The sequence below is a fragment of the Pseudomonas sp. SAR267 genome (assembly GCF_052077595.1).
Lineage (GTDB): Bacteria > Pseudomonadota > Gammaproteobacteria > Pseudomonadales > Pseudomonadaceae > Aquipseudomonas > Aquipseudomonas vlassakiae.
The window spans coordinates 586,122-599,559 of record NZ_JBQIHU010000001.1 but is presented as its reverse complement, the minus strand read 5'-3'; the positions used below and the strand labels follow the sequence as shown (position 1 = coordinate 599,559).

General features: G+C 65.1%; 11 protein-coding genes. 4 read left to right on the top strand and 7 right to left on the bottom strand.

Going from position 1 to position 13,438, the window contains the following annotated elements; all coding sequences use genetic code 11:
• Positions 1 to 6: 6 nt before the first annotated feature.
• Together ACTORR_RS03185 and ACTORR_RS03180 are read right to left on the bottom strand one after the other, a co-directional pair.
• Positions 7 to 1,233, bottom strand: coding sequence for an MFS transporter (locus ACTORR_RS03185; protein ID WP_054883815.1), 1,227 nt, complete (start codon positions 1,231 to 1,233; stop codon positions 7 to 9).
• A gap of 390 nt (positions 1,234 to 1,623) precedes the next feature.
• Positions 1,624 to 3,477 (bottom strand): ABC transporter ATP-binding protein, encoded by a 1,854-nt coding sequence (locus ACTORR_RS03180; protein ID WP_099813514.1) that lies wholly within the window; start codon positions 3,475 to 3,477, stop codon positions 1,624 to 1,626.
• A 376-nt stretch (positions 3,478 to 3,853) separates the two neighbouring features.
• On the opposite strand from ACTORR_RS03180, the gene ACTORR_RS03175 reads away from it, so the two are divergent.
• The gene (locus ACTORR_RS03175) at positions 3,854 to 5,695 is read left to right on the top strand and encodes a potassium transporter Kup (RefSeq protein WP_262108443.1); all 1,842 of its coding nucleotides are present in this window, start codon (positions 3,854 to 3,856) and stop codon (positions 5,693 to 5,695) included.
• Between the two features lie 33 nt (positions 5,696 to 5,728).
• Here the strand turns inward: ACTORR_RS03175 and ACTORR_RS03170 are convergent, their stop codons facing one another.
• The 5 genes from ACTORR_RS03170 to ACTORR_RS03150 all read right to left on the bottom strand — a co-directional run bounded on the left by ACTORR_RS03170 (position 5,729) and on the right by ACTORR_RS03150 (position 11,661).
• Positions 5,729 to 6,691 (bottom strand): 2-oxoglutarate and iron-dependent oxygenase domain-containing protein, encoded by a 963-nt coding sequence (locus ACTORR_RS03170; RefSeq protein WP_054883813.1) that lies wholly within the window; start codon positions 6,689 to 6,691, stop codon positions 5,729 to 5,731.
• A gap of 228 nt (positions 6,692 to 6,919) precedes the next feature.
• Complete coding sequence (locus tag ACTORR_RS03165; RefSeq protein ID WP_099813517.1) at positions 6,920 to 8,002, bottom strand: BMP family ABC transporter substrate-binding protein; 1,083 nt, start codon at positions 8,000 to 8,002, stop codon at positions 6,920 to 6,922.
• A gap of 52 nt (positions 8,003 to 8,054) precedes the next feature.
• Positions 8,055 to 8,981: an ABC transporter permease gene (locus ACTORR_RS03160; protein WP_441343539.1), complete on the bottom strand. Its 927-nt coding sequence runs from the start codon at positions 8,979 to 8,981 to the stop codon at positions 8,055 to 8,057.
• Positions 8,982 to 9,006: 25 nt separating this feature from the next.
• Positions 9,007 to 10,107 (bottom strand): ABC transporter permease, encoded by a 1,101-nt coding sequence (locus ACTORR_RS03155; protein ID WP_313365144.1) that lies wholly within the window; start codon positions 10,105 to 10,107, stop codon positions 9,007 to 9,009.
• 12 nt (positions 10,108 to 10,119) lie between these two features.
• Positions 10,120 to 11,661 carry an ABC transporter ATP-binding protein gene (locus ACTORR_RS03150; RefSeq protein ID WP_099813520.1) on the bottom strand — a complete coding sequence of 514 codons (1,542 nt, stop codon included), beginning with the start codon at positions 11,659 to 11,661 and terminating at the stop codon, positions 10,120 to 10,122.
• A 250-nt stretch (positions 11,662 to 11,911) separates the two neighbouring features.
• Here ACTORR_RS03150 and ACTORR_RS03145 point away from each other — a divergent pair, with 250 nt between their 5' ends.
• The 3 genes from ACTORR_RS03145 (at position 11,912) to xth (ending at position 13,437) form a co-directional block, all read left to right on the top strand.
• Positions 11,912 to 12,169: a hypothetical protein gene (locus ACTORR_RS03145; protein ID WP_054883808.1), complete on the top strand. Its 258-nt coding sequence runs from the start codon at positions 11,912 to 11,914 to the stop codon at positions 12,167 to 12,169.
• A 237-nt stretch (positions 12,170 to 12,406) separates the two neighbouring features.
• Positions 12,407 to 12,649, top strand: coding sequence for a hypothetical protein (locus ACTORR_RS03140; RefSeq protein WP_054883807.1), 243 nt, complete (start codon positions 12,407 to 12,409; stop codon positions 12,647 to 12,649).
• On the top strand, positions 12,646 to 13,437 hold the full coding sequence (gene xth / locus ACTORR_RS03135; RefSeq protein ID WP_313365143.1) for an exodeoxyribonuclease III: 792 nt from the start codon (positions 12,646 to 12,648) through the stop codon (positions 13,435 to 13,437). The genes ACTORR_RS03140 and xth overlap by 4 nt, the downstream gene beginning before the upstream one ends.
• Position 13,438: the final 1 nt, after the last annotated feature.

Below are 13,438 nucleotides of genomic sequence, written 5' to 3'. Positions count from 1 at the left end.
ATCTCCTCAACCAGCCTGCGCCGCCAGGCTGTTACTGACCTTGCGCCCCAGCACCCATACCGTGACGAACCCGCAGCCCACCAGTGCCGTGGCCAGGCTCAGCAGCACCGAGCTGCCCAGCTGGTCGACGATGCGCCCACCGAAGAACGAGCCAAGGGCGATGATGACCTGGAACATGGCCACGAACAGCGGCATGCCGCGCTCGACGTCCTTGGGCGCCACGACGAACATCCAGATGCTGGCGCAGGCAGGGAACGCCCCAAAGGCGAAGCCCCAGAGGGCGATCAGCATCGCCGCGCCGGTGAGGCCGGTGGCGAAGTAGGGGAACAGCGCGGTGCTGACGCCAATCATCACCGCCACCAGCAACAGCGTGTGGCGCACGCTCTGGTTGGCAGCGTAGCCGGCGAACAGGTTGCCGATCACACCGGCCGCGCCGTAGAGCAGCAGCAGGGAACCGATGGTCGAGCCATCGAAGCCGGAACTCTGCTTGAAGAACGGTGCAACATAGGTGTATGCGGCAAAGTGCGCCAGGCCGATCAGCAGCACGGCGATCAAACCGACCCGGGCTTGCGGATTGATGAACAGCGCCGGCAGGTCACTTATGCGGATGGCCTTGTCCGGGTTGAGCCGCGGCAGCAGCAACAGCTGCGCCAACAGTACCGGCACGCCAAGCAGCGCGGTGGCCAGGAAGGTCATGCGCCAGCCCATCAGGCCGCTCAGCCAGGTGCCCACGGGGACCCCCAGCACGGTGGCCAGGGTTACACCGGCCATGATGATCGAAGTGGCGCGGGCCACGCTCACCCCCTTGGGCGCGAGGCGGCCGCTGAGGGCAATGGCGGTGGCCCAGAAGCCACCGATGCTGATGCCCAGCAGTACGCGACCGAACAGCAGCAGGCTGAAGTCGCTGGCGTAGGCCACCACCGAGTTGGCGATGATCATGATCAGCGTCAGGCCAATCAGCAAGTAGCGCCGGTCCATGGCGCCAATGCCGACCGACAGCAGCGGCGCGGCCAGGGCCGCCATGATGCCGGGCAGGGTCACCATCAGCCCGGCGTGGCCGGCGCTGATGCCCAGGTCGCTGGCCACATCGTTGAGCACGCCCACCGGCAGAAACTCGCTGGTGACCAGGGCGAAGGCGCCCACGGCGACCGAGAGAATCGCCAGCCACTGCTGTTTGACGCTTTGTTGATCATGTTCGGGACGGCCGTGAGAGGCCTGACTGACGCTTGGCATGTTCCTGATTCCAAGGTGAGGTCGCCTGTTGCAGGCGAAGGGGGGAGGGAAAATTGAAGGCGATTATAAAAGTCGGCAGTGGGACGTCGACAGGCGAGCCGCTCGATAGTATTCATCATCGTGATCGATGGGGCGCGCCGGGTAGAGCGCTCGCGCTGTGCTCAATGTCGAGACGTTTCGTTGAACAGTGCGCCGGTTTGTAGCTCCAGCGTATCCAGGGCTAATACAGCAAGCCGGGCTAGCGAGTGGATTTGGCAGTCTACCCTGTGGGAGCGGCTTCAGCCGCGAAGCAGCCACCGCGGTGGATGGCACCGGCTGTGCCGGTGTTCGCGGCTGAAGCCGCTCCCACAGGGTTTGCATCAGCCTTCAGACGAGTAGGACAGTACGTGGCTATTCCAGCGCCTCGGCTACCCCCTGATCCTCCCCCAGGAAACCCCCGCTCTGGTGCTGCCACAGTCGCGCATAGGTACCGTTATTCGCCAGCAATTCACTGTGCGTACCTTGCTCGATGATGCGCCCTTCATCCATGACAATCAGCCGGTCCATGGCGGCAATGGTGGACAGCCGGTGGGCGATGGCGATCACGGTCTTGCCCTGCATCATCTCGTCGAGGCTTTCCTGAATCGCCACCTCGACTTCCGAGTCCAGGGCACTGGTGGCTTCGTCCAGCAGCAGGATCGGCGCGTTCTTGAGCATCACCCGGGCAATGGCGATGCGTTGGCGCTGGCCGCCTGAAAGCTTGATACCGCGCTCACCGACCAGGGTGTCGTAACCACTGTGGCCGTCGCGGTCGCTTAGCTGGCGGATGAAGCCATCGGCCTGGGCGTTGATGGCGGCGCTCTGGATCTGCGCCTCGGTGGCGTCCGGGCGGCCGTAGGCGATGTTGTCGCGGATCGAACGGTGCAGCAGCGAGGTGTCCTGGGTGACCATGCCAATGGCGCTGCGCAGGCTGTCCTGGGTGACGTGGGCGATGTTCTGCCCGTCGATGCGGATCTCGCCGCTGTCCACATCATAGAAGCGCAGCAGCAGGTTGATCAGCGTCGACTTGCCCGCGCCGGAGCGGCCCACCAGGCCGACTTTTTCGCCAGCGCGGATGCTCAGGCTCAGGCCATCGAGCACCTGGCGTTCGCCGTTGTAGTTGAAGCGCACGTTGTCGAAGGTCACCGCGCCGCCCCGGGTTTCCAGCACGGTGGCATTCGGCACGTCCTGCACCTTGGGCCCACGGGTGAGAGTGGCCATGCCGTCCTGCACGGTGCCGATGTTTTCGAACAGCGAGGTCATTTGCCACATGATCCAGTGCGACATGCCGTTGACGCGCAGGGCCATGGCCGTGATCGCGGCCACCGCACCGGTACCGACCTGGCCCTGGTGCCACAGCCACAGGGCGTAGCCGCCCGCGCCGAAGATCAGCCCGACCACCAGCGCCTGGTTGACGATCTCGAACTGGCTGACCAGGCGCATCTGGCGGAAGCCGGTCTGCTTGAAGTCTTCCATCGCCGCCCGGGCGAAGTGCGCCTCGCGCTTGGAGTGGGAAAACAGCTTCACGGTGGTGATGTTGGTGTAGGCGTCGGACACCCGCCCGGTCATCGACGAGCGCGCATGGGCCTGTTCCTGGCCGACCTTGCCCAGGCGCGGCACGAAATACAGCATGGCCAGGCCGAACAGCACCAGCCAGGCAATGAACGGCAGCATCAGCTTGGCGGCAAAGCCACCGGCCAGGGCGATGATGGCGATGAAGTACACACCGATGCCCGGCACGATCTCGATCAGGGTAAACAGCACTTCACGCACTGCCAGCGCGGTCTGCATCACCTTGGTGGTGACCCGCCCGGAAAACTCGTCGGAGAAGAACGACAGGCTCTGGCGCAGCATCAGCCGGTGGAAGTCCCAGCGCAGGCGCAGCGGCAGGTTGATCGCCAGCACCTGGTGCTGCATCAATGTGCGCAAGGCCACCAGCACGATGCTGGCGATCAGCAGCAGGCCGACGCCCCACAGCACACGGCTTTCTTCCGGGCTCACTTCACCGCCAGCCTGCCAGTTGGAGAGCAAGTCCACCACCTGGCCGAGGAAGGAGAACAGCCAGGCTTCGTAGATCGAGACCCCGGCACTGAACAGTGCCAGCGCCAGGATATAGCCGCGTGCGCCGCGGGTGCAGGCCCACAGGAAGCGCAGCAGGCCGACCGGGGGTGGCGGCACCTCGTCGGGGGGGAAGGGGTCGAGCCAGCGTTCAAAGGCACGGAACATGAAGGTCTCCGGAGTTACTCGTTTGCGACAACCATACAGCACATTTTGGAAGGGGGCATGGCGGGCAGGGCTGTGGGGTCTGCTTGTCTTGGGATTGTGTGGAGGCCGCCAAGTGCCTGCCGGGAGATTTGCAGCGCCTGTGAGACCGAGCGCCGCCCGCGCGGCGCTCGGTCTCACAGGCGCTGCAAATCTCAAGGCGACCCCCCTGATTTTTTACGCTCTTTTTACGACTCTCCCAATGGACTGAAGGGATACTTGTCGCGCGATGCTCAAGGATGGCATGCACTTCTACCCGCCAGTCCAGAGAAGCCCTTTCGTGAGCCAGTCCGCCGTCGCAGCAAACCCTCCCCATTCCCGCAAGCCCGCTGCCATCGGCATGCTCGTCGCTGCCGTCGGCGTGGTCTATGGCGACATCGGCACCAGCCCGCTGTACACCCTCAAGGAAGTCTTCGCCGGGCACTACGGCGTCCAGGCCAATACCGCCGGTGTTCTCGGCGTCCTGTCATTGGTGTTCTGGTCGTTGCTGTGGGTGGTGTCGTTCAAGTACGTGCTGTTCATCCTGCGCGCCGATAACCAGGGCGAGGGCGGCATCATGGCCCTGACCGCGCTGGCACACCGGGCGGCGGCGCCCTACAAGCGGCTGAGCAGGATGCTGGTGCTGCTCGGCCTGTTCGGCGCTGCGCTGTTCTACGGCGACAGCATGATCACCCCGGCGGTTTCGGTGCTGTCAGCCGTCGAGGGGCTGCAACTGGCCTTCGACGGCATCGAGCATTGGGTCGTGCCACTGGCAGTCCTGTTGCTGGTGGCGCTGTTCCTGATCCAGAAGCACGGCACCGCGCGCATCGGCATTCTGTTCGGGCCGATCATGGTGCTGTGGTTCGTGGCGATCGGTGCGTTGGGCGTGCACGGCATCGTGCAGCGCCCGGAGGTCCTGCAGGCGCTCAACCCGGCCTGGGCGGTGAAGTTCTTCGTCTACCACCCAGGCATGGGCGTGGCCATTCTCGGTGCCGTAGTGCTGGCGCTGACCGGCGCCGAAGCGCTGTACGCCGACATGGGGCATTTCGGCCGCAAGCCGATTGCCCGCGCCTGGTTCCTGCTGGTGCTGCCGGGGCTGGTGCTGAACTACTTCGGCCAGGGTGCGTTGATCCTCGGCAACCCGGAGGCGGTGCGCAACCCGTTCTACCTGCTGGCGCCGGACTGGGCCCTGCTGCCCATGGTCGGGCTGGCCACGCTGGCGACCATCATCGCCTCCCAGGCGGTGATATCCGGCGCATTCTCCCTGACCCGCCAGGCCATCCAGCTGGGCTATGTGCCGCGCATGTTCATCCAGCACACCTCCAGTGAGGAGCAGGGGCAGATCTACATCGGTATGGTCAACTGGGCACTGATGGTCGGCGTGGTGCTGCTGGTGGTCGGCTTCGAGTCGTCCGGAGCACTGGCGGCGGCCTATGGTGTGGCGGTGACCGGCACCATGCTGATCACCACCTTGCTGGCTTCGGCGGTGGTGCTGTTGCTGTGGAAGGCACCCCGCTGGCTGGCAGTGCCGATGTTGCTGGCGTTTTTGCTGGTGGACAGCCTGTACTTCGCTGCCAACGCCCCGAAGATCTTCCAGGGCGGTGCTTTCCCGGTGGTTGCCGGGGTCGCGCTGTTCATGCTGATGACCACCTGGAAGCGCGGGCGCACGATCATCGTCGAGCGGCTGGACGAGAGCGCGTTGCCGCTGGAGCTGTTCATTGCCAGCCTGCAGGCGCAACCGCCATACCGGGTGAACGGCACGGCAGTGTTCCTGTCCGCCCGGCCTGAAGCCGTGCCCCACGCGCTGCTGCACAACCTGCTGCACAACCAGGTGCTGCATGAGCAGGTGGTGCTGCTGACCGTGGTGTTCGAGGACGAGCCGCGGGTCACTGCCGGCAAGCGCTTTGCAGTCGAGGCCTTCGGCGATGGCTTCTACCGGGTGAGCCTGCACTTCGGTTTCATGGAAGAGCCAAACGTGCCGCTGGCCTTGAGCCGTTGCCCGTACCCGGACCTGGCGTTCGGCCCGATGCGCACTACCTACTTCCTCAGCCGCGAGACGGTCATCGCCGGCAAGCAGAAGGGCATGGCCCGCTGGCGCGAGCACCTGTTCGCCTTCTTGCTGCGCAACGCCAACAGCAACCTCAAGTACTTCCAGCTGCCGCTGAACCGGGTGATCGAACTGGGTACTCAGGTCGAGATGTGAGACCGTTACAACCATCTGCAACGGCCCTTGCGTTCAAACCACCGCTTCGCGGCGATAGGCATAGGTTTCGGCAAAGCGCGACAGCATGTAGGCGCTGCACGACACTGCCGGGTACCTGGCCGGGTTGTCCGCGCTGGAGCAGTTGGGCAGGCAGCTGATCTCGGTGTCCGGGTGCGGTTCGGCGAAGAACGGCATCGAGTAGCGGTCCACGCCCAGCGGGCTGATCACCCGGTGCGGTGTGGAGGTGTAACGGTCGTTGCTCCAGCGCGCCATCATGTCGCCGATGTTCACGACATAGGTCCCTTCGATGGGCGGGGCGTCGATCCATTCGCCGTTCACGTTCTGCACCTGCAGGCCGCCGGCGTCGTCCTGGTACAGCAAGGTCACGCAGCCGTAGTCGGTGTGTGCTCCGGCGCCTTGCTGGTCGGCGCTGCTGGCGGTCTGGCGTGGCGGGTAGTGGATCATGCGGAACACGCTGATCGGCTCGGCAAAGCGTTGGTCGAAAAAGTCCTCTTCAATGCCCAGCGCCTCGGCCATGGCCCGCAGCAGGGTCAGGGACAGGGCGTGCATGTCCTGGTAATGCTGTTGCAGCAGCGCTTCCCAACCGGGGATGGCCGGGTGGCGGTTGGGGCCGCGCAGCGGTTTGCCCGCCAATACCTCAGGGTGTTCGGCGCTCATGTGCAAACCCATGTCGAAGGTTTCCTTGAGGTCACTCGGCCGGCTCGGGTCGAGCTGCTCGGTGGCGATGGCGCCATAACCGCGGTGGTGCGTGCTGCGGGTGATGTCGATGCGCAGCTTTTCCTCGATCGGGCGGGCAAAGAAATCTTCGGCGGCGGCCTTCAGTGCCGCGATGCGCGCCGCCGGGATCGGGTGCCCTTTGATGTAGTAGAAGCCCCATTGGCGGCAAGCGGCGTCGATCTGCCGGGCCACCGCCAGGCGGGCGGCGGCGTCGTGCTGGTACAGCGGGGCGATGTCGATGATGGGCAGTGTGTTCATCAGGGCTCCGGAATACGGAAGTTATGTGAGGTCACCAGGACGAAATGACTTTCAAGCGCTGGCGCGACCCTGTGGGAGCAACTGTCGTGCTCAGATGTTAAAAGCTGGCGCGATTCCTGTGGGAGCGGGCTTGCCCGCGAACACGGGCGCAGCCCGTGCCATCCACTACGTTGCCTGCTTCGCGGGTGAACCCGCTCCCACATGGGGCCGCGTTATGCCAACAGGGCCTTACTTGGGCAGTTGCGCAGTGATGCCCTTGACGTAGTAGTTCATGCCCGCCAGTTCGGCATTGCTGGCCACGGCGCCTTCGGCGATCTTCAGCGCACCGCTCTGGTCGTAAATCGGCCCGGTGAACGGGTGGAACGCGCCATCCTTGATGCTGGCGATGATCTGCTCGGCGCCGCTTTTCACGTCGGCCGGCACCAGCTCGCTGATCGGCAGTTCGACGGTGCCGTCAGCCAGGCCACCCCAGTAGTCCTGCGGCTTCCAGCTGCCATCCATGACCGCCTGGGTGCTCTTGATGTAATGCGGGCCCCAGTTGTTGACGATCGAGGTCAGCACGGCCTTGGGCCCGAAGTGGGCCATGTCCGAGGCGTAGCCCACCGCGTAGATGCCACGGCGCTCGGCGGTCTGGATTGGCGCCGGGCTGTCGGTGTGCTGGAACAGCACGTCGACGCCCTGGTCGATCAGGGCGTTGGCCGCATCGGCTTCCTTGCCCGGGTCGAACCAGGAGTTGACCCACACCACCTTGATCTCGGTGCCGGGGTTGTATTTGTCCAGCGCCAGCTGGATGGCGTTGATGTCACGCAGCACTTCCGGGATCGGGAAGGAGGCGACGTAGCCGATCTTCTTGCTCTTGGTCATCTTCGCGGCAAGGTAACCGCCGACGTAACGGCCTTCGTAGGAGGTTGCCAGGTAGGTGCCGAGGTTCTTGTCCTGCTTGTAGCCGGTGGCGTGCTCGAAGGTGACCTTGGGGAATTGTCTGGCGACCTTGGCAGTCGGGTTCATGTAGCCGAACGAGGTGGCGAAGACCAGGTCGTAGCCGCCCTTGGCCATGTTGCGGATGACCCGCTCGGCGTCGGCGCCTTCCGGTACGTTCTCGACGAAGCGGGTGTCGACCTTGTCGCCGAACTGCTTGATCAGCGCCTGGCGGCCCTGTTCGTGCTGGTAGGTCCAGCCGTGGTCGCCGATCGGGCCGATGTAGACGAAGCCGACCTTCAGCGGGTCGGCAGCGGCGGCAGAGAGCGCCGTGCTGAGGCCGAGCGCGGCGGCCAGGGTGCGTAGCAGCGTATTGCTTTTCTTCTGATGCATCGAGGGTTCACTCCTGTGGGGCTTGTGTTTTTTTGGGTTTATCGGCGCGTCGTCAGCGTCCCGCTTGCCAGGGCTGGCCGAGTGAAACCGGTGCATACAAGCGGGTCTTGATCGCATCGCGCGAGAGCACCACCAGCACCAGGATCGTTGCCACATAGGGCAGCATCGCCAGCAGGTTTGCCGGGACGCTCACACCGACGCCCTGGGCCACCAGGTGCAGGATGCTGGCCAGGCCGAACAGGTAGGCGCCGAGCAGCACGCGCTGCACCCGCCAGCTGGCGAACACCACCAGCGCCAGGGCGATCCAGCCACGGCCGGCGGTCATGTTTTCGGCCCACATCGGGGTGTAGGCCAAGGACAGATAGGCGCCGGCAAGGCCCGCCATGGCGCCGCCGAACAGCACCGCCAGGGTGCGCACGCGCAGCACCGGCAGGCCCATGGCGCTGGCGGCATCGGGGTTCTCCCCGACGGCCTGGAGAATCAGGCCGGTACGGCTTTGCAACAGCACCCAGGCGACCAGGGCGAAGAGGGCGAAGAACAGGTAGACCAGCACGTCCTGGTTGAACAGCATGTGGCCGATGATCGGCAGGTCGGCCAGCAGCGGAATCGCCAGCGGTTCGAAGCCGCTCAGCGGCTTGCCGACCCAGGCGCTGCCGATGGACGCCGACAGACCGACACCGAAGATGGTCAGGGCCAGGCCGGTCGCCACCTGGTTGGCCTGGCAGCCCAAGGCCACCAGGGCGAACAGCGAGGCCAGCAACATGCCGGCCAGGCACGCCAGCAGCACGCCAAGCCACAGGCTGCCGCTGGCAAAGGCTGCGATGAAGCCCACCACCGCGCCGAACAGCATCATGCCTTCCTGGCCGAGGTTGAGCACGCCGCTCTTCTCGCACACCAGTTCGCCCAGGGCCACCAGCAGCAGCGGGGTACCGCAACGCACCATGGCGTAGAGAATGTTGCCAAGCAGATCGAGATCCATAGTCGAAGCCTCAGGTCAAAGAAGGTCAGGCACTGGCCGTTTCGGCCATCGGCGTACGCCGCCGCCACTTCAGCGTCAGCCGCGGCCGGTAGAGGATCAGCACGTCGCAGGCGAGCAGGTAGAACAGCATCATTCCCTGGAACAGCCCGGTCAGCGCCTGGGGCAGGTTGAGGGTCATCTGCGCGTTCTCGCCGCCCAGATAGAGCAGGGCCATCAGCAGGCCGGCAATCAGGATGCCGAACGGGTTGAGCCGCCCCAGAAAGGCCACGGTGATCGCCGCATAGCCGTAGCCCGGCGACACCTGCGGCACCAGTTGGCCGATCGGCCCGCTGACTTCACTGACCCCGGCCAGGCCCGCCAGGCCACCGCTGATCAACAACGCCAGCCACACCAGGCGCTGTTCGCGAAAGCCGACGAAACCGGCGGCCCGCTGGTCGAGGCCGAGCACCTTGATCTGGAAACCCAGGAAGCTCTTGTGCAGCAGCACCCACGCCGCCACCAGCGCCAGCAGCACGAAGTACAGGCCCACATGCAGGCGGCCATCGTCCAGCAGCGCCGGCAGGCGGCTGGCATCGCCGAACATCGCCGACTGCGGGAAGCTGAAGCCTTGCGGGTCCTTGAGCGGGCCATGCACGAAGTACAACAGCAGGTTCAGGGCGATGTAGTTGAGCATGATGGTGGTGAGGATCTCGTTGGCATTGAAGTGCGTGCGCAGCCACGCCGCCAGTGCGCCCCACAATGCGCCAGCGAGGGTGCCGGCCAGCAGCACCCAGAGCAGGGCCCAGCGGCTTTCCCAGTCGATGAGCTGAATCGCCACGGCACTGCCGGCCAGGGCACCGATCAGCAATTGGCCTTCGGCGCCGATGTTCCAGATGCGCGCCTGGTAGGCCACCGCCAGGCCCAGGGCACAGAGCAGAATCGGCAGGGCCTTGAGCAGCAGCTCGCTGAGGCCATAGAGGTCGCTGACCGGTTCGATCAGCAACGTGTGCAAGGTCAGCAGCGGGTCATGGCCCAGGGCGCTGAACAGGATCGCCCCGCTGACAAGCGTCAGCAGCCCGGCCAGCAGCGGTGACAGCACCAGCATGGCCCGCGACTGCTGGCTACGGGGTTCGAGGGATAGCAACATGGCGGGTTCTCCTCAGGTGGCGGTGTGCGCGGTATCGAACTGGCCGGCCATCCAGCTGCCGACCTCCACGCTGTGGGTGTCGGCAGTGGCCTTGAGCGGCGACAGGCGCCCGCTGCACAGGGCGCCGATGCGGTCGCTGATCTGCAACAGTTCATCGAGGTCTTCGGAAATCACCAGGATCGCCGCGCCAGCATCGCGCAGGGCGATCAGGGCGCGGTGGATCGCTGCGGCGGCCCCGACGTCGACGCCCCAGGTCGGGTGGGCGGCGACCAGCAGCCTGGGGTTCTGCAGGATTTCCCGGCCAAGGATGAACTTCTGCAAGTTGCCGCCAGACAGGCTGCGTGCCGTTGCCTGCGCATCCGGCGCCTTGACTGCGAAGCGCTGGATGATCTGCTCGGCCAGCGCCTGCACTTTGCTCGAGCGGACCAGGCCACGTTCGACCAGGCCCTGCTGGAAGGCGGTAAGCAGGGCATTGTCGGCCAGGCTCATGTCCGGCACCGCGCCGTGGCCCAGGCGCTCGGCCGGGACGAAAGCCAGGCCCAAGGCGCGACGGGCATCCGGATGCAGGTTGGCCATGGGCTGGTTGTCGAGACTGATGCGTTCACGCTCGCTGGCGTTCAGGCGGGTTTCGCCGCTGAGCAAGGCCAGCAATTCCTCCTGGCCGTTGCCGGCAACTCCGGCGATACCGACGATTTCACCGCTGCGTACTTCCAGGCGCAGGTGCTCGAACGAGGTGCCGAACGGGTCCTGGTTGCGCCAGCTGAGGTCGTCTATCCGCAAGCGTGGCAGGCCACCGGCGCGCTTCGGGTAGCTGGCTTCGAGCCCTTCGGCATCGCCGACCATCAGCCGCGCCAGCTGCAGGTCGCTGCAGTCGGCAGGTACGCAGGCGCCGGCAACCCGGCCCGCACGCAGCACGGTGGCGCTGTGGCAAAGGGCACGCACTTCATTGAGCTTGTGGCTGATGAACAGGATGCTGCAGCCTTCGCTGGCCAGCGTACGCAGGGTGACGAACAGTTGCTCGACTTCCTGGGGCGTCAGCACCGAGGTCGGTTCATCGAGGATCAGCAATTTGATGTCCTGCATCAGGCAGCGCACGATCTCCACCCGCTGGCGCTCGCCGATCGACAGGCTGTGCACCAGGCGCTCCGGCTCCAGCGCCATGCCATAACGCTGCGAGACCTCACGGATGCGCGGCGCCAGCTGCTTCGGCGAGCCCGCCTCGCGGCCCAGTGCCAAGGCGATGTTCTGCGCCACGGTCAGGGTCTCGAACAGCGAAAAATGCTGGAACACCATGCCGATTCCCAGCTTGCGGGCCTGGCCCGGCTCATCCACTTGCACAGGCCGACCTTCCCACCACAGCTGGCCGGCGTCCGGCCGGGTGACGCCGTAGATGATCTTCATCAGGGTGCTCTTGCCCGCGCCGTTCTCGCCCAGCAGGGCATGGATCTCACCGGCGGCGATGCGCAGGTCGACGCGGTCGTTGGCCAGCGTACCCGGGTAGCGCTTGCTGATGGCACGTAGCTCGAGGCGCAGGTGCGCAGGGGTTTCGGACATGGGCTGCTCGACGTGGTGGAGGTGAGCAGCTTGCAAAGCAAAAACATGGCCAAGTGGTCAGATTCCCGTTCGACGGCCGTTGCATACGGGCCTACGGCCAGTCAGGGCAGGTTGCCGGGCAGGTGCAGCGGTAGGCGGGATGTGTGGTTTTGGGGCGTTGCGGGCGCCAAAGTGGGGCGAAATTCAAGCATGAGCTGCCTTGATGCATTCACATAATGCGACTAATACTAAAGAGCTGCCGAGAAGAGGGATGGTCATGCAGACGCGCTTCGTTGTGGTACCCGCGCTACCGCTGGAAAAGGAATACCTACCGAGAGGGGCGGGCTTCCCCACGTCCTTGGGCAGGGGCTACGACCTCTACGACACGCGCGACAAGCTCAGGCTGACGCTAAATTTTCCGACGCGGGCTGAAGCGGACTACGCCTGTGCCTGCCGTAACGGCCTGCTGAGCGCGCCAGATGAAGACGCCTGCGGCGGGCACTCAGGGTGGTGTGCCGCCGAAACCTGACGCGCCAAGGCAGCTTCGCCACCTTGGCGTAGCCACACTTTCCTCGCCGCTTTGCTGCACCACCCGCTGCTCAACCGCAGCCATGGGTGGGTCGAGCACGATTCCCGCTGATGCTGCACGAGACCTCACGCCTGAGCATGGCGCAGGTCGACGAAGAGGCCGCCGACCACGTTGCGGTTGAACGTTGCCAGGGTGCAGTGCTCATACATGCAAAGGGCACAGCGAGGAGTGTCACCCATGAGCATCGAACGCAGCATCCCCGAGCTTGAGGCCTGGTACGCCCAGTACGATGACATCAGCTACCGCCGCGAGTCGCCGGATGCCTACTATCATGAACTGGTTCGCACAGCGGAGGCCTTGCGCGACGATGGTGCCATCGACTGGGATGACTGGCTGGCACTCAAAGCGCTGGCTGATGACGCCCATGTCCATGCCCTGGCAGATGCCGTGCAGGCCCACGTGAGCGACCCGGACGCATGAAAGCGCTGAAGATTGCCACCTTCAACATCAACGGCATCCGCAGCCGCTTGCCGGCGCTGCTGGCCTGGCTGGAACGGGAGCAGCCAGATATCGCCTGCCTGCAGGAACTCAAGGCGCCTGACGTGCAGTTCCCTCGTCAGGAGCTGGAGGCAGCAGGGTACGGCTGCCTTTACCAGGGGCAGCCGTCCTGGAACGGCGTGGCGATCCTGGCCCGTGGCAGCGAACCGCTGGAGGTCCGCCGCGGCTTGCCTGGCATGGAGGATGACAGCCAGAGCCGCTATCTGGAGGCAGCGGTGCATGGCGTGCTGGTGGCCTGCCTGTACCTGCCCAACGGCAACCCGCAGCCGGGGCCGAAGTTCGACTACAAGCTGCGCTGGTTCGAATGCCTGATCAAGCATGCCAAAGGGCTGTACGCAAGCGGCCACCCGACGCTGCTGGCCGGTGATTTCAACGTGGTGCCGACCGACCTGGACATCTACAGCCCCCGCTCGTGGCTGAAGGATGCGCTGCTGCAGCCCGAGTCCCGCGCGTGCTATCAGCAGTTGCTGGACCAAGGCTGGGTCGATGCCATTCGCCACCTGCACCCGGACGAGCGCGTGTACACCTTCTGGGATTACTTCCGTAATCACTGGGCACGCAACGCCGGGCTGCGCATCGACCACCTGCTGCTCAACCCGGACCTTGCGCCTTACCTGAAACGGGCCGGGGTCGACGCCTGGGTGCGTAACGAAGCCAAGGCCAGTGACCACGCGCCGGTGTGGATCGAGGTGGGTGGGCGCAAACGATAGC